The sequence below is a fragment of the Paraburkholderia sp. SIMBA_027 genome (assembly GCF_046535315.1).
In the GTDB taxonomy this organism is placed as follows: domain Bacteria; phylum Pseudomonadota; class Gammaproteobacteria; order Burkholderiales; family Burkholderiaceae; genus Paraburkholderia; species Paraburkholderia tropica.
The window spans coordinates 1-21,602 of sequence record NZ_JAWRWY010000015.1; the positions used below are offsets into that span (position 1 = coordinate 1).

Consider the following 21,602-nt stretch of genomic DNA (forward strand, 5'->3'; position numbering starts at 1 on the left):
AACGTGAACGGTGGCGCGATTGCGATCGGCCATCCGATCGGCGCGTCGGGTTGCCGGATTCTGGTGACGCTGCTGCATGAAATGCAGCGCCGCGACGCGAAGCGCGGTCTGGCATCGCTGTGTATCGGCGGCGGCATGGGCGTGGCGCTCGCAATCGAGCGCGGCTGATCCACCTTTAAGGTTGATGGGGGCCGCGCGGCGCCGGCGTGCCGGCGGCCCCAAAAAGTGTTCGCGCAATATCAGACGTTAGTAAAACCCGCGCGCGCTTGCTTGCAGCGTCCCCACACACACGACGCTTGCCGGGCAACGAACAACGTGACGGACCCTCGAGTGGTGTCACGCCATTATATGAAGTATGACTCTCGCGGATATACAGGATGACTAATCGTATTGCATTGGTAACGGGTGGAATGGGCGGTCTTGGCGAGGCGATCAGCGTGCGCCTGCACGACGCGGGCTACAAGGTCGTCGTCACGCATTCGCCCGATAACGCCGGAGCGAAGGACTGGCTGTCGCGCATGGAGTCGGCGGGCCGCGGATTTCATGCGTATGCGATGGACGTGGCGGATTACGATTCGTGCCAGCGCGGCGCCGACAAGATTCAGAGCGAAATCGGTCCGATCGACATTCTGGTGAACAACGCCGGCATCACGCGCGACATGACGTTCCGCAAACTCGACAAGGTGAACTGGGACGCGGTGCTGCGCACCAATCTCGATTCGATCTTCAATATCTCGAAGCCCTTGTGCGACGGCATGGTGGAGCGCGCGTGGGGGCGCATCATCAATATTTCGTCGGTGAACGGGTCGAAGGGTTCGGTGGGGCAGACCAATTATGCGGCCGCGAAAGCCGGTATGCACGGTTTCACCAAATCGCTCGCGCTGGAAGTGGCGCGCAAGGGCGTGACGGTGAATACGATTTCGCCGGGTTATCTCGCGACGAAAATGGTCACCGCGATTCCGCAGGACATTCTCGATTCGAAGATCCTGCCGCAAATTCCGATGGGCCGTCTCGGCAATCCGGACGAAGTGGCGGCGCTCGTGCTGTTCCTGTGTTCGGACGACGCAGGTTTCGTGACCGGCGCGAATATTCCGATCAACGGCGGCCAGCACATGCAGTGACGCAGTGATGCAGTATTGAAGTGAAGACAACGCGCGCCGTGGTGCGCGCGTTGTCCGTTGCGCCATTATTTCGGCAACAGGCTCTTGCGGCTGCGATTACGCGGCTTGGGCTCGACGCCCACGCGCTCATCGCGCGCGAGCACGAGGGCCGTCAACTCCTCCACGACCGTTTCGAAGGCCGGGTCGGCCTGCGAGATATACAGCCATTTCCCGAGCACGGGATGCGGGCGCAGCGCCGGAATCGCGTCGATCAGCGCCGCGTGACGGTCTTTCGACGTGCACACGAGCATGCCGCTCCAGGGCTCGCCGCGATCGGCGGCAATCAGACAGAGCAGGCCGTCGAGATAGGCGGCGTCGCAGCCGAACATCAGCTTGCGGACGTAATTCGGTTCGCGCTCGAAGGCGTCGAAAATCCAGACCAGCGAATTGCGGATGGAAGACGGCATGGTGTTCGGTTCCTCGACGGTCCCGCCACGCGCGGGACCTCGCGAAACATCATACGTGATCGCGCCGCTCAGGCCGCCTTGCGGTCGAGCGAGAACGACACCATCAACACGGCGATGCCGAGCACCGCGAGAATCGCGCCCACCCAGCCGGTCGCGATCCAGCCGAAACCCATCGCGATCACAATGCCGCCGAGCCACGCGCCGAGCGCATTGGCGATATTGAACGCGCTGTGATTGAGCGCGGCGGCGAGCGATTGCGCGTCCCCGGCCACGTCCATCAGCCGCGACTGGAACGCGGGCGTGCAGGCGGAACCGAAGCCCACGCAGAACAGAATCGGCAGCATCGCCCAGAGATGCGGCGCGGCGACCACGAACACGAGCAGGATGACCGCCGTGAACGCGTACATGCCGAACATGGTGCGCTTGAGCCAGCGGTCGGCGAGCCAGCCGCAGGCCATATTGCCGAGAATCATGCCAACGCCGATCAGCGCAAGCGCCCACGGCACGTGATAGCTGGCGACGTGCGTGACTTCGGTGAGCGTGGACGCCACATAGCTATAAACCGAGAAAATGCCGCCGAAGCCGACCGCCGAGGCGAGCAGCGTGAGCAGCACTTGCGGGCGGCCGAGCGCGCCGAGTTCGGTCAGCGGGCTCGCCTTGTTCGACATCGGCAATGCCGGCACCGACCACGCGATCATGCCCGCCGTGACGAGCGCGATGATCGCCACCGCCGCGAAACACGCCTGCCAGCCGAGGCCCTGACCGAGCCAGGTGGCGACCGGCACGCCAATCACATTCGCGACGCTCAGTCCCAACATGACCTTGCCGATGGCCGCGCCGCGTTTGTGCGGCGGCACGAGCGCGGCGGCGGCGAGCGCGGCGAGGCCGAAATACGCGCCGTGCGGCAGACCGGCAATAAAGCGGCTCACGAGCACGAGCGAGTAGCTGTGGAAAATCGCGCTCGCGCCATTGCCGATCGCGTAAAGCAGCATCAGCAGAATCAGCAGCGCGCGCCGCGGCATTCTCGCGAGCAACACGGTGATCAACGGCGCGCCGACGACCACGCCCGCCGCATACGCGCTGATCATATGGCCCGCTTGCGGAATCGATACGTGCAGATCGCCGGCCATTTCGGGCAGGATGCCCATCGCGGCGAATTCGGCGGTGCCGATGGCGAATCCGCCCAGGGCAAGCGACAGTTCGGCGATGCCGAGCCCATGCGGCGGCTCGATCGGCGCCACGACGCGCTCGACGTGTTCTTCCCGAACAGGGGTTTCTGCAGAGGCACTCATGAATTTTTCTAAAGACTTATTGCGTACTGGATGGGCGATTTGCCCATTTGGCGTGGTGGAAAGCGGGTTGACGGAGGCTGCAGGTTAAATGAACAAAATAAATGCACAAATCAAGTGCAAAAAAGCAAGCAAAAAGGCGGTGTGAAGCGAATGCGCAGACGAAAGCTTTGGGTGCCAGCGAGCGGGCGTTGAGCGGTTCAGTGGGCGTTCTGTCAGTTTGGTTCGGTCGGTGATTTGGCCGGTGATTTGGCCAGTGATGTTGCCGGTGTATTGCCCGGCGGTTTGCCATCTTTCAGATGAGACCGGTTCGCAGCGTATCACCTGTTGCACGTTCGCGCATGACAACGCCGCATCCGCGATCACGAATCAGCGCTCGTTGGCCGACATCTCGGATGTGGGGTGTATCGAGTCCGGCTTCGTTCGCCACCGATATGCAACTGACTATATTGCGCGCAAACGAAACGGCAAATCGCTTTCACACCGAGACGCAGCGTGCGTTCTTGGTGGTGATCGTGCGGCGCGACGCGGCGCTGATCGGCTGTTGCGTGAGCTTGCATTCGGCGATGGAGAGCGTCCGCGAAGGACAGTTCTTCGCGTCATTATATGATTTGTAGACAATGACGATCCCGTTTGCCAAAAAATATGCGCATGAAGCGGTGTGCCTCGATGGGTATTCTGGGCTGGAAGGCGCAGATCTTGCGCCTTCACGTGATCGTCGCTTCACTTTTGCCGCGCGCTATCAGATGAACGGCCAGGCGCACAAGCCGGTGCAAAAACGCGCTTCAATCGCAACCGCTTATCGTGTGCGATGACGATTGCGAAGTCGCGATCGACGGTATCGATCGCTTCAATTCGCCACGCCACGCCACGCCACTCGAACGCGAATCGAATCGCCATGGCGGCCATTGGCGTTCTGGCGGATCATCGTTCTTAAAAGAAAAACACAACCGCAGACATGCGCGACTACCGATAGTCGAAATCACGATGCCGGTCTTGCATGAAAAATGCGGTAAAGACGGCGCAGCACTTTTTTCGCGGCGATAGAAGCCTGCGCAAGCGCATGCACAAGCGTCGTATGTTTCAATTTTTGAAACTGCGGACCGGCTTCATCAAGCGCACGACATGGCATGCGAAGAGAAAAATGACTGGGTATTTCGTTCGCTGTTAGCTTGTGGTGAAAGCGTTCGAAAGATTTTCGTGGCGAAAAAGTCAATTTCAGCCCGTCTATTGATCGAATACGGACACGCAATTTGCATGTGTTGCCGATTTGCCTTCATAATCTGCGTGGCGCAATGATATCGCCACAATGTCTCCGGCCAAACTTCGAGATGCCAAAGAAGTCTTTTTCAGGCAGAGCCGGCAGACGCATTCCTGACAGGGAGGGAAGAATGGTTACGCTCGACTCGATCAACTCGAAAATTGCAAAACTCCAGAAGCAGGCGACCGCCATTGCGGAAAAGCAGACTTCGGTCGGCCTCGCGAAAATTCGCGATCTGATGCACAAGCATGGCTTGAGCCTCGTCGATATCGAAAGCTTTGTCGGGAAAAGGCGCGGTCGCAAGCCGGGCGTCAAGGCCGCGAACGGCGTCGTTAAAACGCGGCGTGCAAGCGCGCCGGTCGCGCCGAAATACGCCGACCCGAAAACGGGCGCAACGTGGACCGGCCGTGGCCGTGCACCGGCCTGGATTCGCGACGTGAAAGACCGCTCGAAATTCCTGATCGCCGGCGCGGTGGAAAGCAAGGCCGCCGCAGCAAAGAAAGCACCAGCAAAACGCGCTGCTGCCAAGAAGCCGGTTGCAGCGAAGAAGGCCGCTGGCCGTCGCGCAGCAGCACCGGCTGGCGCCACGCGCGCACGCAAGACCGTCGCTGCGAAAAAGCGCGGTGCGCCGCGCAAGACGGCTGCAAAGGCGGCAACGACTGCTGCAGCACCGGCAGCGGCTGCAGAATAAAGCCACATGGTGGTCGAATAACCGTGGCTGGCGGAGCGCTGCTTCGCTTTTCGATGGCGCAATGCCGGCTACGGTCGTTAATTCCTTTACCGCTTCACCGCTTGATCGTTTCGACCGCTCAGTTCAACAGCTAACATCAACAGCTAACTTCAACAGCGAGTCGGTTTATCTTCCGCTCCTCCAATCTGCAATCTGCAATCGCGTGGTGCATTCTGCTGCACTGCGCCAATTCCACTCGATTTCCCTACATTTCCAGTTAGCCCTGAATCGCGCGACGAGAAAACTCGCGCGCCAAAAGTTGGGCGACTCGCGGAAGCCGAACCGTTTTTCCCCAGGCGCGTTTTAATTCGCCCGACTTCGGACGAACACGTTTCTGCATCGCCAGTCCGCTGAAGGCGGCACATATTTGATCAGGTTTCCGAACGATTCAAGCGCCTTCGATCGCAAGGCGTTCGCTTTCATGCGCCTGTCGTTAGTCCGGCCGACAGGCGCTCGCCGTGCCCGCCTGATCGTTTTTACCTACGCTTTCGACAGACGATCTCCACCCGGCCGCACGGACACCCGCACGCCCTTCGATCGAATTCAGCGGGTTTCTCCGATTTCATGCCCCCGCGCGGAGCCCGATTGCGAAGTCTTGCAATCCCCATCTGTTTCGTTTATCGACTGGTTCGCGCGCCACTGCGTTCGGGCACCGCGCGGTGATCCGCCGCAAGCCACGCCAGGCCTTATGCGGCTTGGCTTTCAGGCTTGCAAGCCTGGCGCGGAAAGCGTCGCGCTGCCCCTTGCATTCCACGTTCGGCCGCTTGACTTGTGGTTAACCCGTAGTAGCCTCGGGTCGGCGGTCTCCTTATTGTCAGCGCCAATCGACCGGAAAATCCGGCGAGCGCGGCTAGACAAGATGAATTCGCGGTGCGCGTAGCACGAATGTGCGGGCAGCACCGCCATGACAGAGGAGACGAGGCAATGGCGGGGAGCAGGGTTATCGACATCAAGGCCTTCATCGACGAGCAGAAGATTACGGCGTACCAGTGGTTGCTGGTCGCACTGTGTTTTCTCGTGGTGACGGCGGACGGCATGGACGTGGCGATCATGGGTTTCGTCGCGCCGCCGATTCTTCACGAATGGGCGATTTCCCGCCCCGCGTTTGGCCTCGTCATGAGCGCGGCGCCGCTCGGCCTCGTGATTGGCGCGCTGGTGGCGGGTCCGTCGTCGGACCGTTTCGGGCGCAAGGTGGTGTTGCTGTCGTCGATTTTCGTCTTCGGGATCTTCACGATCGCGACAGCGTTCACGAGCACGCCGACTGAAATGGCCGTGCTGCGTCTGCTGACCGGTATCGGTCTCGGCGCGGCGATGCCGAACACGACGACGCTGCTGTCGGAGTACGCGCCGCAACGCAAGCGCGCGCTGATGATCACCATCATGTTCACGGGCTTCAATCTGGGCTCGGCGCTGATTGGTTTCGTCGCGGGCTGGCTGATTCCGACGCACGGCTGGCGTGCGGTGCTGATCGTCGGCGGTGCGTTGCCGCTGGTGATGATCCCGCTGCATCTGTGGCTGCTGCCGGAATCGGCGCGTCTGCTGGCGGTGCGTGGTGCGGCCTCGGCGCGGATCGCGCAGATCCTGAACCGCGTCTGCGAAGGCCGCTTCACGGGTGAGGAGCGCTTCATCTCGAACGAGCCGCCGGTGCCGTCGCGCAAGCCCATCGGCATCCTGTTCTCGCAGGGCTATAGCGCGATGACGCTGCTGTTGTGGGTGACGTATTTCATGGGCCTGCTGGTGATTTATCTGCTGACGGGCTGGCTGCCGACGCTGATCAAGGACGCGGGCCTTTCGGTGACGGTCGCGGCCAACGTGACGGCGATGTTCCAGATCGGCGGCACGATCGGTGCGGTGATCGTCGGCTGGCTGATGGACAAGACGCGTCCCGCGCCGGTGATCAGCGCGGCTTACGTGGGCGGCGGGCTGTGCGTGCTGGCGGTGGCGTCGGTGGGCGCGCTGTCGTCGAGCTTGACGATGCTGGTGTTTGCTGCGGGCTTCTGCATGAGCGGCGCGCAGACGGGGTTGAATGCTTTTGCGCCGGGCCGTTATCCGACCCAGGCGCGCGCCACGGGCGTGAGCTGGATGCTGGGCATGGGCCGTTTCGGCAGCATTTTCGGCTCGGCGATCGGCGGTGCGCTGCTTGGTCTCGGCTGGGGTTTCGAGTCGATTCTCGCGACGCTGGCGGTGCCGGCGGTGCTCGCAGCCATCGCGATCCTGTTCGCGCAGCGTACGAGCGTGGCGGCGGCGAACGCGACGGTGGGCGCCTCGCATTGAACCGTTTCAAGAATTTTTCATGTAGTACGGAATACTGATGATCATTGACATCCACGGTCACTACACGACCGCTCCCAAGGCGCTGGAAACGTGGCGCAACCGCCAGATCGCGGGCATCAACAGCCCGTCGGAGATGCCGTCCGTCTCCGAGCTGAAGATCAGCGACGACGAGCTGCGCGAATCGATCGAGCAGAACCAGTTGCGCCTGATGCGCGAGCGCGGCCTCGACCTCACGGTGTTCAGCCCGCGCGCCAGTTTCATGGCGCACCACATCGGCGATTACGAAGTCTCCGCTACGTGGGCCGCGATCTGCAACGAGCTGTGCTACCGCGTGAGCCAGCTGTTTCCGGAGCATTTCATTCCGGCCGCGATGCTGCCGCAAAGCCCCGGCGTGGATGTCGCCACCTGTATTCCCGAACTCGTGAAGTGCGTGGAGCAGTACGGCAATGTCGCGATCAATCTGAATCCGGATCCCTCGGGCGGCCACTGGACGAGCCCGCCGCTCTCCGACCGCTCGTGGTATCCGATCTATGAAAAGATGGTCGAGTACGACATTCCGGCGATGGTGCACGTGAGCACGAGTTGCAACGCGTGCTTCCACACCACCGGCGCGCATTATCTGAACGCGGACACGACGGCGTTCATGCAATGCCTCACGTCGGATCTGTTCCGCGATTTCCCCACGCTGAAATTCGTGATTCCGCACGGCGGCGGCGCGGTGCCGTATCACTGGGGCCGTTTCCGCGGTCTTGCGCAGGAAATGAAAAAGCCGCTGCTCGAAGAGCATCTGCTGAAAAACATTTTCTTCGACACCTGCGTGTATCACCAGCCGGGCATCGACCTGCTGACGAAGGTGATTCCGGTCGACAACATTCTGTTCGCCAGCGAAATGATCGGCGCGGTGCGCGGCATCGATCCGCAAACGGGCAACTATTTCGACGATACGAAGCGCTACGTGGAAGCCGCGGACATGAACCCGGACCAGCGCTACAAGATTTACGAAGGCAATGCGCGTCGCGTGTATTCGCGCCTCGACGCCACGCTCAAGGCACAAGGACGTTGAACATGACTGAACTCGGAGTGGTGTATCGCAACATCGCCCGCGCGGAACGCCGCGCGGCGGACGAACTCGGCGCGCTGGGCAGCGCGACCGTGCACGAAGCCATGGGCCGCGTCGGCCTGATGAAGCCGTATATGCGGCCGATCTACGCGGGCGCGCCGGTGAGCGGCACGGCCGTGACGGTGCTGCTGCATCCCGGCGACAACTGGATGATGCACGTGGCCGCCGAGCAGATTCAGCCCGGCGACATCGTGGTCGCGGCCATCACGGCCGAATGCACCGACGGTTATTTCGGCGACCTGCTGGCGACCAGCTTCAAGGCGCGCGGCGCGCGTGCGCTGATCATCGACGGCGGCGTGCGCGACGTGAGCGTGCTGCAGGAAATGGGCTTCCCGGTGTGGAGCAAGGCCATTTCGTCGAAGGGCTGCATCAAGGCGACGCTCGGCTCGGTCAACATTCCCGTGGTGTGCGCGGGCGCGCTCGTGAATCCGGGCGACGTGATCGTGGCCGATAACGACGGCGTGGTCGTGGTGCCGTCGGCGAAGGCCGTCGATACGCTCGATAAAGCCATCGCACGCGAATCGTTCGAAGGCGAAAAACGCGCGAAGCTCGCTTCGGGCGTGCTCGGCCTCGACATGTACAAGATGCGCGAGCCGCTCGAAAAGCTCGGGCTGCGCTATATCGACTGAGTGGTTTTCGCTGGGTTGTCGCGGTTGTCGTAGCGCTTCGGCGCATGCAGGCAAGTGAGGCACGGCATCAGGCAGGTGGAAGGAGACAGAGCATGTTCAAGTGGTACACCGAGTTGACGAAGCCGGAGAAGCGCACCTACTGGGCGTGCTTCAGCGGCTGGGGACTCGATGCGATGGATACGCAGATGTATGCCCTCGCGATTCCCACGCTGATCGCCCTCTGGGGCATGACGCGCGGCCAGGCCGGCATTCTGGGCACGACGGTGCTCATCATGGCGTCGCTGGGCGGCTGGATCGCGGGTATTCTCGCCGACCGCTACGGACGCGTGCGCATCCTGCAGATCACCATTCTGTGGTTCTCGGCGTTCACGCTGCTCTCCGCGTTCACCGACTCGTTCTGGCAACTGATGATCACGCGCGGGCTGCAAGGCCTCGGCTTCGGCGGCGAATGGGCCGTGGGCGCGGTGCTCATCAGCGAAACGATCCGTCCGCAAGTGCGCGGCCGCGCGGTCGGCTCGCTTCAGGCGGGCTGGGCCGTGGGCTACGGCGTGGCCGTGCTGCTCTCCACCTTGCTGTTCAACACGCTCGAACCGGCGCTCGCGTGGCGCGTGATGTTCGCCATCGGCCTGCTGCCGACGCTGCTCGTGCTGTGGATTCGCCGACACATCAAGGAAGCGCCGGTGTTCGCGCAGATCCAGCGCGAGCACGCCGAGGACCGCCCGAGCATCTGGGAAGTGTTCGCCGCGCCCACGCGCATGACCACCTTCAAGGCGATCCTGCTGACGTTCGGCATCTACGGCGGCAACTACGTGATGATCACGTGGCTGCCGGCGTATCTGAAACTCGCGCTGCATCTGTCGATCACGAACGTGGGCGGCTATCTCGCGATCAACATTCTCGGTTCGTTCGCGGGCGCGTTCCTGAACGGCTGGATGGCGGATCGCTTCGGCCGCCGTTATACGTTCATCGTGATCGCGTGCCTGCAGGCGATTGCCGTGGCCACGTACACGCTCGTGCACATCACGCTGCCGGTCACGCTGGTGCTCGGCTTCGTGCTGGGCACGCTGCAATCGGGCACGGCGGCGGGCACCGGTGCGTATATCGCCGAACTGTTCCCGACGCGCATCCGTGCATCGGCGCAAGGGCTGTGCGGCAACGCGGGCCGCGCGATCGGCGCGATCATGCCGACGATGGTCGGCGTGCTGAGCGCGAAACTCGAACTCGGCGCGGCGATGGGCATCTGCGCGTGCGTCTCGTATCTGCTCGTGGTGACGGCGGCGCTGATGCTGCCCGAAACGCGCGGCCGCGATCTCTCGCAGGTCGCAACGGACGACGACGCGGAGCGCGCGCAAGACACGCAACCCTCCGACGCGCGTCTGCAACGCGTGAGCGTCACCGAGGACGCAGGCGGCGCGCGCCGCCCGTAAATCAGACGTGATGCAGCAACGGCGCCGCGTGGAGGCTCACGCGGCGCCGTTGTCGTTTCTGCCCGCCGACATGGCGCTCGCGAAGGGATCGCGCCCCGTTCGACACGCGTGAAATCGCGCCATCGCCGCCCTCGCGGATCGTTCCCGCTAGAATTGGCAGCATGGACGCCGCCTGCGCGCATCCGACACTCCCTGCCATTCTCCGATTCGATCCACGCGTGACCACCGCCACCCTCGAACAACTGCGCGCCGGCCGCCTTGCCGGCGCACGACAGCTCAAGCTCGCTTGCGGGTTGACCGAATTCCCGCGCGAGATTTTCGATCTCGCCGACACGCTGGAAGTGCTCGACCTTTCGGGCAACGTGCTGACTTCGCTGCCCGACGACCTGCCGAAGCTGCGCCATCTGCGCATTCTGTTCGCGTCGAATAATCCGTTCACCGAGCTGCCGCCGATGCTCGGCGATTGCGCGTCGCTGAGCATGGTCGGTTTCAAGGCGAACCGCATTCGCCACGTTGCGGCGAGCGCGCTGCCGCCGTCATTGCGCTGGCTGATCCTGACCGACAACAACATCGATGCGTTGCCGCAGGAAATCGGCGAACGTCCGCAATTGCAGAAACTGATGCTGGCGGGCAACCGGCTGCGCGCGCTGCCGGAGACGATGGCGGCCTGCGAGCGGCTCGAACTGCTGCGGGTGTCGGCGAACCGGCTCGACGCGTTGCCGGACTGGCTGTTGCGTCTGCCGCGGCTCGCGTGGCTGGCTTATGCGGGCAATCCGCTGAATGCGACGCGCGAACAGGCTGCGCTCACGGATGCCTCGGTGCCCGATATCGACTGGCATACGCTCGCGCTCGGGCAAACGCTGGGCGAGGGCGCGTCGGGCGTGACGCATCGCGCGACGCGTCTGTTGAAGGACGGGCATCCGGCCGAAGCGGTCGCCGTGAAGCTGTTCAAGGGCGCGGTGACCAGCGACGGATTGCCGGAACTGGAAATGGCGGCGTGTTTGCAGGCGGGGCCGCATCCGAATCTGATTCCCGTGCTGGGCAAGGCCACGGGGCATCCGCTCGGCGAGCATGGGCTCGTGATGGCATTGATCGATCCGGCGTTCGGCAATCTCGCCGGGCCGCCGAGTCTCGATTCGTGCACGCGCGATGTGTACGCCGCCGATACGCTGTTCGACCGGACCGTGGCGCTGCGGATCGCGAGCGGAATGGCGTCGGCGGCGCGGCATCTGCATCGGCGCGGGATCATGCACGGCGATCTGTATGCGCACAATATTCTGCATGACGGCGCGGGGCACGCGTTGCTCGGGGATTTTGGCGCGGCGTCGTTGTTCGACGCGCGCGACGAGTCGCTGGCGCAGTCGCTCGAGCGGATCGAGGTGCGGGCGTTCGGGTGTTTGCTCGAGGAACTGGCGTCTCGCCTGGTGGGGGAGGCTGGCGAGCTGGCTGCGGCGTTTCAGGCACTGGTTACGGATTGTCTGGCCGCAAGCGTCGAGCACAGACCGTCGTTCGACGAGGTCGTGGAGCGCCTGGCGCCGCTATAACGGATATGGCGGCGCGGGCGCGCCGCGAATGCACCGTCTGCGGCACCGTCTGGAACACGTCGGCGAGCAGGAGCAGCGAGCAGGAACAGCGGCGTCACTCCTTCGTGTGCAGACTGTCGAGCGAACGTTTGCGCAGGCGCGTTTCATGAAGCGCGCCTGCGGCGTCGAGCACCGGATACGCCGTCGAGCAGAACAGCGAATTCAGCCGCTTCATATTGCTGATCAGATCGAGGTGCAGCGCGCTGGTTTCCACGCTGCGAAGCGACTGGCCTGCCAGCCGGTCCAGATGCTTGTGGGAATACACGCGCTCCAGATCGCGGAAACGTTCCTTCTCGGCCAGAAGCTGCTCCGCGCAGCGCAGATCGTTGTTCAGGAACACCGACAGGCCTAGCCGCAGATTGCTCACCAGCCGCGCGTGCAGATCGTCGAGTTCACCCAGTCCTTCCTCGGAGAACGCGAGCCGCTGGGAGATCTTTTTCTCTTCGATGTCGCTCACGATGCGCTCGATGATGTCGCCCGCATGTTCGAGATTGATCGTGAGGGAAATGATGTCCGTCCAGCGGCGGCTTTCGGCTTCATCGAGTTGCTCGCGCGAGATCAGCGTCAGATAGCTTTTCACTTCGGCGTAGAGCTGGTCGACGTCGTCGTCCATGCGCATGGTTTCGCGCGCGACGGCGAGATCGTTGCGTCTGAGCAGTTCCGACACGTTCTCCAGCATCACGCCGACGATGTCGCCAATCCGCAGCACTTCGCGCGACGCGTTGGCCAGCGCGAGTCCCGGCGTGGCCAGCCCGGCGGGGTCGAGATGGAGCGGACGCAGTTCGCCGGCCACCTGCGGCCGGTCGGGCAACAAGCGACGGCAGATGGCGGCGACCCGGTCGACCATCGTGAGGCAGGCGCAACACCGCACCGTGTTGTAGATGAGATGGAAGCCGACCACGGCCTCGCGCGGATTCGAAATGATGACCGGCAATGCGCGTGCGAGCAACGAGGCGAACGGCAGGATAATCACCGCGCCGAGCAGCTTGAAGGCGAAACTGCCCACGGCGAGGCGGCGCGCCGCGGCGTTTTGGGGCAATGCGCTCATCAGCGCGAGCAGACCGCTGCCGAGATTCGCGCCGACCACGAGACACAAGGCGACCTTCAACGAAATGACGCCGGAGGAGGCGAGCGTCGCGGTCAAAAGAACGGCGGCGAGGCTCGAATACGAGAGCATCGCGAAGGCCGCGCCGACGAGCGCATCGAGCATCGTGTCGCCGGTCAGGGCGCTGAACATCACCCGGACGCTCGTGCCCTGCATCATCGGTTGCGCCGCTTCCACGATCAGGTGAAGCGCCAGCAGGATCAGACCGAGCCCGATGAGCGTGCGCCCGGTCTGGCCGGCGCGCGTCTGCTTGCGCGTGAGAAACAGCGGTACGCCGGCGAGTATCAGCAGCGGAGACAGCCACGACAGATCGAGTGTCAGCACCCGCGCCATGAGCGCGGTGCCCACGTCGGCGCCCAGCATGATGGTCAGGCCGCTGGCCAGCGACACCATGCCTTGCGCGGCGAACGACGAGATGATGACCGCCGTGGCGTTACTGCTTTGCACGAGGCTGGTGACGCCCAGCCCGGCAAGAAAGGCCTTGAGGCGGCTACCCGTGCTGCGGCCGAGGATCGCGCGAAGATCGGCGCCGAGCACGCGCAGTATGCCGGTGCGAACGATGTGTGTGCCCCACACCAGAAGCGACACACCGGAAAGCAGATTCAGAAGGATCAACACGATAGGCGACGGTTACTGCACGACTTTGGGGCCCCGTTGACGGGGCGCCTTGCGATCGGCGTCTGGATGTAACACTAGTGTCACACAGAATGGCGCGATTCGATGCGATAAAAAACGGCGGCCGTTTTCTTAAAGCAGCCGGGTCCCGATCCACCAGGCCATTGCCGCCATCGCCGCGGAAGCCGGGATGGTGAGCACCCAGGCCCAGATGATATTGCCCGCCACGCCCCAACGCACCGCGGAGAGCTTCTGCGTGGCGCCGACGCCGACGATCGCGCCGGTGATGGTATGCGTCGTCGAAACGGGAATGCCGAGCCCCGAGGCGACGAATAAGGTGAGCGCGCCGCCGAGTTCGGCGCAAAAACCGCCCACCGGCTTGAGCTTCGTGATCTTCTGCCCCATCGTCCGCACGATGCGCCATCCGCCGAAAAGGGTTCCGAGTCCCATCGACGCATAGCATCCGGCGGCCACCCAGAGCGGCGGCGCGACGGCGTTGTGCGATGCATAGCCCGCGGCGATCAGCAGCATCCAGATAATGCCGATGGTCTTCTGCGAGTCGTTGCCGCCGTGCCCGAGGCTGTAAAGGCCCGCCGAGATCAATTGCAGGCTGCGGAACTGGCGATCCACCTTGCTTTGCGGCACGCGGAAATAGAGCCAGGCGATGCCGAGCATGAAGCACGAGCCCAGCACGAAACCCAGCACCGGCGAGATGACGATGAAGGCCACGGTCTTCATGACGCCGTCGAGATTCAGCGCGCCCCAGCCGGATTTGGCCAGCGCCGAGCCGACCAGTCCGCCGATCAGCGCATGCGACGAACTGGAGGGAATGCCGTAGTACCAGGTGATGAAATTCCAGCCGATGGCGCCGATCAGTGCGCCGAACACCACGTACTGATCGACTATCGCGGGATCGATCGTGCCTTTGCCAATGGTGGCGGCCACGCCGAGGTGAAAGACAAAATACGCAACGACGTTGAAGAACGCCGCAAATGCGACCGCCTGCTGCGGCTTCAACACCCCGGTGGACACCACGGTCGCAATGGCGTTGGCGGCGTCGTGAAACCCGTTCATGAAGTCAAACAGGAGGGCGATCGCGACGAGCAGAATGATGGCCCAGAGAGCGAGTTGAATCGGATGCATGGTTGAATTCGCTCAAGCGTTTTCCAGCACAATGCCCTCGATAATGGTTGCGGCGACCTCGCATTTATCGGTAATGGTTTCAAGGAGTTCGTAGACGCTTTTCAGTTTGATGAGCGTCTTGACATCGGCTTCCTCGCGGAATAGCCGCGAGATTGCGATACGCAGCAACCGGTCGACTTCGGATTCGAGTTCGTCGATTTCCTTGCAGCATCGCAGGATCTGATCTGCCTGCTTCATGTCGGAAAGCATGCTGACGGCCTGCTGAACCTGAATGGCTGTCTTCGTGCTCAGCCGCGCGAACTCGATCGCATCGTCGGGCAACGCTTGCACGTCATACAGCGTAATGGTGTTCGCAACATCCTCAATCACGTCGATGATGTCATCCAGCGTGTTGATGAGCTGCTGGATCTGATCGCGATCCAGCGGCGTGATGAAGGTCTTGTGCAGCAGATCGTTGCAGTCGCGAGTCAGTTTATCGGCCGACTTTTCGTTGATCTTGATGTTTCGCCGGTGTCGCTCCGCGTCGTCGAGATTCTCGATCAGCTTTTCGAGAGCATGACTGCCGTCCACGATATATCGGGCATGGGCATTGAAAATCTCGAAAAAATTGCCGTCTCTGGGCATGAATCGGCCGAACATAGGGCATTACCTCGGGTTTGATGGCGCGCCGACCGCGTCATCGAAAAACCGCTCATGATACAGGCATTTGAATTGCGCCTTGTCCGGCCAATATTGGCTGGATTGTGTGCCGCAAACGCGCACACGATCGTACCGGCGACGGCTTGCGGCAAAACGACTGGCATGGGCGTCGGCCGCGGAACGTGGCGTGCTTGCCGACAGGCGAGTGTGTGCTTTTCTGCGGGGGCTAGCTGCCTCTGCTAACCTTTTGCTGCGACCGGCGGCGTGTAGCGAACATCCAGCCGGGACGCGAGCATGACTCAGTCATAACCCAGGGAGGAATCTTTATGTATCGCAAAGCTGTTGCGAGTGCACTTATTTGCTCGTTGTTCGGTGTGTCGGCCGTTGTGTACGCTCAACCGCATCAGGACGGTGGACCCGATGGTCAGGGTCATCCGGGCGCGAGCCACGGCGCGCCGCATGGCGCACCTCACGGCAACCCGGGGCATGGTGCGCCGATGCATGACGCGTCGATTTCCCGTCCGGGCGGTCCGGTGCCGCATAACGACTGGCACAAAGGCGACCGCATTCCGCCGGAATACCGCGATCGCAACTATGTCGTCGACGACTGGCGCGGCCACGGACTCTCCGCGCCGCCGCGCGGCTATCACTGGGTCGGCGTGAACGGCGACTACGTGCTGGCCGCGGTGGCGACCGGCGTGATCGCGAGCGTGCTCGCTTCGCCGCGCTAACGCATCGACGCCACGCGCCGCGTGAGTGCGGCGCGCTGGCGATCCCTTCATGACGGATATGGGCGATGACGTCGACATCCGCACGGATGTGCCGCTGTGTCGCGTGTTTCGCGACGGCGCAATGATCGCGCAATCGCACGACGTGTCTGAATACTGGTGCAAGGCTCTGGTGAGCTTTGTGATCGATTGATCTTTCGCCTTCGAACACGCGCGGGTGGATGCGGGCATCGGCATCCGCCATATCGAGCCTTTGAACGTTGAATGTCCGCGGCTTCGATCGCGAATGAACGGGGCAATTGCAAGGCTTCCACGAACGCGCGCCGCGAACGCTTTGTGCGTGGCGGAGCTGTAACGATCAGAAATATAGACTTATCAATAAGTTCTTAAGAAATCGATGCGGGGGTCGTTGATACAGAATCGAAAACAAAAAATGACCGCATCGAGGAATGACCATGAAAATAACAACCACGCGCTGCGCGGCTTTTGCCGTTTTTTCGCTGCTTGCAGGCTGTGTGACTAACCCTCAGGGGCAACTCGTCGTCGATCCCAACGTGGGCGCGGCGATTCAGAGCGTGCTCGCTCCGCCGCCGCCTGCGCCCGTCGTGGTCGAAGACTACTACGCCCCCATGCCTTATGACGCGTCGATCGCGGTCGTTGCCGATAGCGATGTGGTTTTCATCGGCGGTTCGACCTACATCTGGATTATCGGTCCGGATGGCAGACGCCATCGCCAATTCTATGCACATGGCGATCATCGCGCAGACGTTTTCCATCGACGAGATGAACTGCATAACGTGATGGCGCATCACGAAGGTCATCTGCCGGATCATGCGACGGGCAATCCGCATATGGCGGCTGGAGCCGCGCACACCGGCGCTCAACCCGGCGGCCAGCAACGTGGTGGTAATGCCGTGGCCGCACATGCGCAGGTGACGGCGCAACATGCACCTGCCAAGGCGCCGGCGCATCAGGAAAAGGACAAGAAAAAGTCGTGACTTTAAGGGCGATTCCGATAACCCCGGATCGCAGATCGCAAATGTCGTAGCGAAGTGCATCGCTACGACATTTCAGCCGGCCAATTGCCGGCTGTTTTTTTATCTGCACGCTCCGGTATTGGCACGGCAGCGCTAAAAACCGCGCGGCGTTTTTTGTGCCGGAGAAGTGCGTTGAGTGCGGGTCTATTGGATCTTCGCGTCTTCGCGTTTTGCTTTCTCCATGGCTTCCGGTTCCAGTTCTTCCGCCGACCGATTCAGGTGGACGAACACCCCCCAGGCCGCAAGCAGCAAGGCAGTGGACGCGATCAGCGCCGCCGCAAACCAGAGCTGCGAGGGATCCTGATGTAGCGCCTTGAATGTCGCCACGAGTCCCTCGATGGCAAGCGCGACGACCACAACGACAAGAAACCGGGACATGAAACGTCGTACGCGAGTCGGTCCGCTAACGTCCGCTTCCCGGATGACCTCTTCTTCGACGATCGTCTCGGCAATCTGGATTGCCACAACGGCGCCGGCCAGCAGTCCCAGCGCTTCGATGATCGATAGCGCGGCTGTCTGGTCCCACTGGTGTGTGAACGCTGTCCATCCGGTGTGTGCGGCAATCGCAATCAACATCAGCGCGGCACATGTGAAGAGAGCCGCCATCAGCCCATGGATCAGCGTAAAAAAGCGCCAAAGAGACTTCATTTGCGGCTCCCGAGGGTTGGAGGCAGGTTCTGGGTGATTTTTCTGGCCGGCGTTTCGAAGGGGAATGCGGTTTTTCGGCAATGTTCGAAATCCTCGGGAGTGTCATTGGGTAGGGATGTATGCAGATACATACATACGGATCGCCATCACTCGTCGCGGCATCATTCTGGCTGTATTTTTTGTAATCTATCAAGTGCCCGATTCAACGCGCGTCTGTTGGCCCCGGCGGCGTCGTGCAGCAGCCTCCGCACCGCAAGCCATCTCGCTCGCGCGATCTCGTCTAGTCAACTGTGTGCATGCGCCGCACGGACGCTTTCTATTTGCTGTCGACCCGCACGATTCTGGGGCATGCGTCCGACGAATACGCGCTTCCTGCTGTCTGAAGCGGGCCCAATGTCCAGGGCATACCCTGGAGCGGGTGAATTTCTGAGAATTCCGCTTGCTTCAATTATTTTGTTCCCGCATCTTGTCTAGACAACACGCGAGGCGTCATCGCCTCACGAGCCGTTCCGCTGTTTCGCCAATCAAAGGAGCATCGAGATGCAGTCGAAGTACAGCAAGTTGGCCAAGGGAATGATCGGGGCGGCCATCGGCACGGCCCTGTTCGGCGGCGCCGCGCAGGCGAAGGATGTGACGATCGCGCTTGAAGGCGGCTACGCGCCATGGAACATGACGCTGCCGGGCGGCAAGCTTGGCGGCTTCGAGCCCGAACTCGCCGCGAATCTGTGCGCACGCGCGCAGCTCAAGTGCAATCTCGTGGCGCAGGACTGGGACGGCATGATTCCGGGCCTCCAGGCCGGAAAGTTCGACGTCCTGATGGATGCGATTTCGATCACGCCCGAGCGCGAGAAGATCATCGCGTTCTCGAAGCCGTATGCGTCCACGCCGGCGACCTTCGCCGTGACCGACACGAAGATCCTGCCGAAGGCGGGCCCGACCGCGGCGGCGCTCAAGCTCGACACCGACGCGAAATCGAACGCGCCCGCCGTGCAGGCGCTGCGCACCGCGCTCAAGGGCAAGACCATCGGCATCCAGTCGGGCACGGTGTACACGCGCTTCATCAACGAGAACTTCAAGGACGTTGCTTCGATCCGCGTCTACAAGACCTCGCCGGAACGCGATCTCGACCTGTCCAACGGCCGTATCGATGCCTCCTTCGACGACGTGACTTACTACGCCGCGAACGCCGACAAGAAAGAGGCGGTGCCCACCGTCGCGGCCGGCCCGAAGATCGGCGGCCCGATCTGGGGACCCGGCGAGGGCCTCGCGTTTCGCAAGCAGGACGCGGACCTGAAGGCGAAGTTCGACGCGGCGATCACGGCGGCGATTGCCGACGGCACCGTGAAGAAGCTCTCGGAGAAGTGGTTCAAGACCGACGTGACGCCCTGATTGGCGCGCGTCGCGTGAGCGCGCGCGGCCGCCGGCTCCGGAGCGAGCGGCGGCTGTCGCGCGGTGGGTTTCGCAGGCTTGCTTGAGGTGGCGTGATGGCTCTTTTCCAAATGCTCGGTTTCGGGACCGAAGGCTGGGGCGGCGTGCTCCTGCTCGGCGCGCTCATGACGGTGGTGTTGACGATCGCAGCGCTCGCGATCGGCGCGGTGTTCGGTGCGATGGTGGCGGCCGCCAAGCTCTCGCGCTTTCGCACGGCGCGCGTGATCGGTGACTTCTACACGACGGTGTTTCGCGGCGTGCCGGAACTGCTCGTCATCTATCTGTTTTATTTCGGCGGCTCGTCGCTGGTGTCCTCGATCGGGCAGTGGTTCGGCGCGGACGGCTTTATCGGCGTGCCGCCGTTCGTGATCGGCGCATTCGCCGTCGGCATGATTTCCGGCGCGTATCAGGCCGAGGTCTATCGCGCCGCCGTGCAGGCGGTGTCGCGCGGAGAGCTCGAAGCCGCGCGCGCGATCGGCATGCCCACGCTCACGATGGCGCGCCGCATCCTGATTCCCCAGGTGCTGCGTTTCGCATTGCCCGGTATCGGAAACGTCTGGCAACTGAGCCTGAAAGACTCCGCGCTGATTTCGGTCACCGGTCTCGTCGAATTGCTGCGCGCGAGCCAGGTGGCGGCGGGATCGACGCATCAGTACTTCCTGTTCTTCGTCGTGGGCGGCGCGCTGTATCTCGCGATGACGGGGGTATCGAACCGCGTGTTCGGCCGGGCGGAAGCGATCGTCGGCCGCTCCTTCAAACGCAACTTCGCGCGCAACTGACGCCAGAGCGGCCCCATCATGCAAATCGACTTCGACTTTCTTCTCGACACCACGCGTCAGCTGATCGCGGCGGTGCCGGTCACGCTGGGTCTGTTCTTCGCCTCGCTCGTGATCGGCGGGCTGCTGTCGCTCGTGGTCGTCACGATGCGCGTCTCGCCGCACTGGCTGCCCAATCGCTTTGCGCGCGCGTACATCCTCGTGTTTCGCGGCTCGCCGCTGCTGATCCAGATGTTTCTCGTCTATTACGGTCTCGGCCAGTTCGGCGTGATTCGCGAGAGTTTTCTGTGGCCCGTGCTGCGCGAGCCGTATGTGTGCGCCGTGCTTTCGCTCGCGCTCTGCACGGCGGGCTATACCGCCGAAATTATTCGCGGCGGCTTGATGGCGGTGCCGGTCGGACAGATCGAGGCGGGCTATGCCATCGGCCTTTCGGGCTTCTCGCTGCTGCGCCGCGTCATCGGCCCGATCGCGCTGCGTCAGTGCCTGCCTGCGTATTCGACCGAGGCCGTGCTGCTCGTGAAGTCGACGGCGCTCGCGAGCCTCGTCACCGTGTGGGAAGTCACCGGCGTTGCGCAGCAAATCATTCAGCAAACCTATCGGACCACCGAAGTGTTCGCCTGCGCCGCGCTGATTTATCTGTGCCTGAATTTCCTCGTGGTTCGCCTGATCGGGCTGCTGGAGCGTCGCCTGTCGCGCCATCTGCGCGCCGCGCCCGTGTCAGCGCGCCGTGCTGCCACGCAACTCGAAACCCGCCGCGCCGCTTCGTGAGCCGCGCATCTCCCCGGAGAAACGTATGAACGCATCCGCACCGGTCGCCCTGTCCGTGAAGAACATTCACAAGTCGTTCGGCGACCATCACGTCCTCAAAGGTATTTCGCTCGATGCTCACGAAGGCGATGTGATTTCGATTCTCGGCGCGAGCGGCTCGGGCAAGAGCACCTTTCTGCGTTGCCTGAATCTGCTCGAAATGCCCGATGACGGTTCCGTATCGCTCGGCGGCGAAGCGCTGAAAATGAAGCGCCGCCGCGACGGAAAACTGCAACCGGAGGACCGCCGCCAGGTGGACCGCGTGCGCTCGCAACTGGGCATGGTGTTTCAGAACTTCAATCTCTGGTCGCATATGACCGTGCTCGACAACCTCATCGAAGGGCCGATGCGCGTGCTCAAGCGCACGCGCGCGGAATCGGTCGAGGAAGCCGAAGCGCTGCTCGCCAAGGTCGGTCTCGCCGACAAGCGCGCGCACTATCCCGCGCATCTGTCCGGCGGCCAGCAGCAGCGCGTGGCCATCGCGCGCGCCCTTGCGATGCATCCGAAGGTCATGTTGTTCGACGAGCCGACCTCGGCGCTCGATCCCGAACTCGTGGGCGAAGTGCTGCGCGTGATGCGCGCGCTCGCCGACGAAGGCCGCACGATGCTGGTCGTCACGCATGAAATGGGGTTCGCGAAACATGTGTCGAATCGCGTGATGTTTCTGCATCAAGGCCAGGTCGATTCGGACGGCACGCCCGACGAGGTATTCGGCGAACACAAGTCGGAACGCTTCCGCCAGTTCGTGTCGAGCCACCAGGACCGCAACGCTCACTGATTTCCAGCGCGAGTTCAT

At 62.5% G+C, this 21,602-nt stretch carries 22 protein-coding genes and 1 pseudogene; 16 read left to right on the plus strand and 7 right to left on the minus strand.

Annotated elements, in window-relative coordinates; translation table 11 throughout:
* Both SB764_RS26520 and phbB read left to right on the plus strand, forming a co-directional pair.
* Positions 1-168 (plus strand): annotated as a pseudogene (locus SB764_RS26520) (acetyl-CoA C-acetyltransferase); the annotation flags it as partial.
* Between the two features lie 209 nt (positions 169-377).
* On the plus strand, positions 378-1,121 hold the full coding sequence (gene phbB, locus SB764_RS26525; RefSeq protein ID WP_065060995.1) for an acetoacetyl-CoA reductase: 744 nt from the start codon (positions 378-380) through the stop codon (positions 1,119-1,121).
* Positions 1,122-1,186: 65 nt separating this feature from the next.
* Here the strand turns inward: phbB and SB764_RS26530 are convergent, their stop codons facing one another.
* From SB764_RS26530 to SB764_RS26540, 3 genes are all read right to left on the minus strand, one after another.
* Positions 1,187-1,567 (minus strand): hypothetical protein, encoded by a 381-nt coding sequence (locus SB764_RS26530; protein WP_065060994.1) that lies wholly within the window; start codon positions 1,565-1,567, stop codon positions 1,187-1,189.
* Between the two features lie 68 nt (positions 1,568-1,635).
* Positions 1,636-2,859, minus strand: a complete 1,224-nt coding sequence (locus SB764_RS26535) for an MFS transporter (protein ID WP_080180775.1) — start codon at positions 2,857-2,859, stop codon at positions 1,636-1,638.
* Between the two features lie 84 nt (positions 2,860-2,943).
* Positions 2,944-3,222, minus strand: a complete 279-nt coding sequence (locus SB764_RS26540; RefSeq protein ID WP_410865568.1) for a hypothetical protein — start codon at positions 3,220-3,222, stop codon at positions 2,944-2,946.
* 254 nt (positions 3,223-3,476) lie between these two features.
* Between SB764_RS26540 and SB764_RS26545 the strand changes: the two genes are divergently transcribed.
* The 7 genes from SB764_RS26545 (at position 3,477) to SB764_RS26575 (ending at position 11,841) form a co-directional block, all read left to right on the plus strand.
* Positions 3,477-3,671 carry a hypothetical protein gene (locus SB764_RS26545; RefSeq protein WP_343664540.1) on the plus strand — a complete coding sequence of 65 codons (195 nt, stop codon included), beginning with the start codon at positions 3,477-3,479 and terminating at the stop codon, positions 3,669-3,671.
* Positions 3,672-4,187: 516 nt separating this feature from the next.
* Positions 4,188-4,808, plus strand: a complete 621-nt coding sequence (locus SB764_RS26550) for an H-NS histone family protein (protein ID WP_269453904.1) — start codon at positions 4,188-4,190, stop codon at positions 4,806-4,808.
* 963 nt (positions 4,809-5,771) lie between these two features.
* Complete coding sequence (locus SB764_RS26555) at positions 5,772-7,121, plus strand: MFS transporter (RefSeq protein WP_410865570.1); 1,350 nt, start codon at positions 5,772-5,774, stop codon at positions 7,119-7,121.
* 37 nt (positions 7,122-7,158) lie between these two features.
* Positions 7,159-8,184, plus strand: coding sequence for an amidohydrolase family protein (locus SB764_RS26560; protein WP_110330035.1), 1,026 nt, complete (start codon positions 7,159-7,161; stop codon positions 8,182-8,184).
* 2 nt (positions 8,185-8,186) lie between these two features.
* Positions 8,187-8,870, plus strand: a complete 684-nt coding sequence (gene ligK / locus SB764_RS26565; protein ID WP_065061047.1) for a 4-carboxy-4-hydroxy-2-oxoadipate aldolase/oxaloacetate decarboxylase — start codon at positions 8,187-8,189, stop codon at positions 8,868-8,870.
* Positions 8,871-8,962: 92 nt separating this feature from the next.
* Complete coding sequence (locus SB764_RS26570; RefSeq protein ID WP_074981874.1) at positions 8,963-10,297, plus strand: MFS transporter; 1,335 nt, start codon at positions 8,963-8,965, stop codon at positions 10,295-10,297.
* Positions 10,298-10,515: 218 nt separating this feature from the next.
* The gene (locus SB764_RS26575) at positions 10,516-11,841 is read left to right on the plus strand and encodes a leucine-rich repeat-containing protein kinase family protein (protein WP_410865573.1); all 1,326 of its coding nucleotides are present in this window, start codon (positions 10,516-10,518) and stop codon (positions 11,839-11,841) included.
* A gap of 94 nt (positions 11,842-11,935) precedes the next feature.
* Here the strand turns inward: SB764_RS26575 and SB764_RS26580 are convergent, their stop codons facing one another.
* The 3 genes from SB764_RS26580 to SB764_RS26590 all read right to left on the minus strand — a co-directional run bounded on the left by SB764_RS26580 (position 11,936) and on the right by SB764_RS26590 (position 15,382).
* Positions 11,936-13,603 (minus strand): Na/Pi cotransporter family protein, encoded by a 1,668-nt coding sequence (locus SB764_RS26580; RefSeq protein ID WP_074981877.1) that lies wholly within the window; start codon positions 13,601-13,603, stop codon positions 11,936-11,938.
* Positions 13,604-13,732: 129 nt separating this feature from the next.
* Positions 13,733-14,743, minus strand: coding sequence for an inorganic phosphate transporter (locus SB764_RS26585; RefSeq protein ID WP_065060986.1), 1,011 nt, complete (start codon positions 14,741-14,743; stop codon positions 13,733-13,735).
* Between the two features lie 12 nt (positions 14,744-14,755).
* Positions 14,756-15,382: a DUF47 domain-containing protein gene (locus SB764_RS26590; protein WP_065060985.1), complete on the minus strand. Its 627-nt coding sequence runs from the start codon at positions 15,380-15,382 to the stop codon at positions 14,756-14,758.
* A gap of 497 nt (positions 15,383-15,879) precedes the next feature.
* Here SB764_RS26590 and SB764_RS26595 point away from each other — a divergent pair, with 497 nt between their 5' ends.
* The 3 genes from SB764_RS26595 to SB764_RS26605 all read left to right on the plus strand — a co-directional run bounded on the left by SB764_RS26595 (position 15,880) and on the right by SB764_RS26605 (position 17,108).
* Positions 15,880-16,113 (plus strand): RcnB family protein, encoded by a 234-nt coding sequence (locus SB764_RS26595; RefSeq protein WP_110330037.1) that lies wholly within the window; start codon positions 15,880-15,882, stop codon positions 16,111-16,113.
* Between the two features lie 49 nt (positions 16,114-16,162).
* Positions 16,163-16,303, plus strand: a complete 141-nt coding sequence (locus SB764_RS26600; RefSeq protein ID WP_321870755.1) for a hypothetical protein — start codon at positions 16,163-16,165, stop codon at positions 16,301-16,303.
* A 262-nt stretch (positions 16,304-16,565) separates the two neighbouring features.
* Entirely contained in the window at positions 16,566-17,108 is a 543-nt protein-coding gene (locus SB764_RS26605) for a hypothetical protein (RefSeq protein WP_234774686.1), read from the plus strand.
* Between the two features lie 183 nt (positions 17,109-17,291).
* On the opposite strand, the gene SB764_RS26610 is transcribed toward SB764_RS26605, so the two are convergent.
* The gene (locus SB764_RS26610; RefSeq protein WP_065060981.1) at positions 17,292-17,795 is read right to left on the minus strand and encodes a hypothetical protein; all 504 of its coding nucleotides are present in this window, start codon (positions 17,793-17,795) and stop codon (positions 17,292-17,294) included.
* Positions 17,796-18,335: 540 nt separating this feature from the next.
* Here SB764_RS26610 and SB764_RS26615 point away from each other — a divergent pair.
* From SB764_RS26615 to SB764_RS26630, 4 genes are all read left to right on the plus strand, one after another.
* Positions 18,336-19,184 carry a transporter substrate-binding domain-containing protein gene (locus SB764_RS26615; protein WP_065060980.1) on the plus strand — a complete coding sequence of 283 codons (849 nt, stop codon included), beginning with the start codon at positions 18,336-18,338 and terminating at the stop codon, positions 19,182-19,184.
* A gap of 95 nt (positions 19,185-19,279) precedes the next feature.
* Positions 19,280-20,002: an ABC transporter permease gene (locus tag SB764_RS26620; protein WP_065060979.1), complete on the plus strand. Its 723-nt coding sequence runs from the start codon at positions 19,280-19,282 to the stop codon at positions 20,000-20,002.
* Positions 20,003-20,020: 18 nt separating this feature from the next.
* Positions 20,021-20,767 (plus strand): ABC transporter permease, encoded by a 747-nt coding sequence (locus SB764_RS26625; protein ID WP_065060978.1) that lies wholly within the window; start codon positions 20,021-20,023, stop codon positions 20,765-20,767.
* A 25-nt stretch (positions 20,768-20,792) separates the two neighbouring features.
* Entirely contained in the window at positions 20,793-21,584 is a 792-nt protein-coding gene (locus SB764_RS26630) for an ABC transporter ATP-binding protein (protein WP_065060977.1), read from the plus strand.
* Positions 21,585-21,602: the final 18 nt, after the last annotated feature.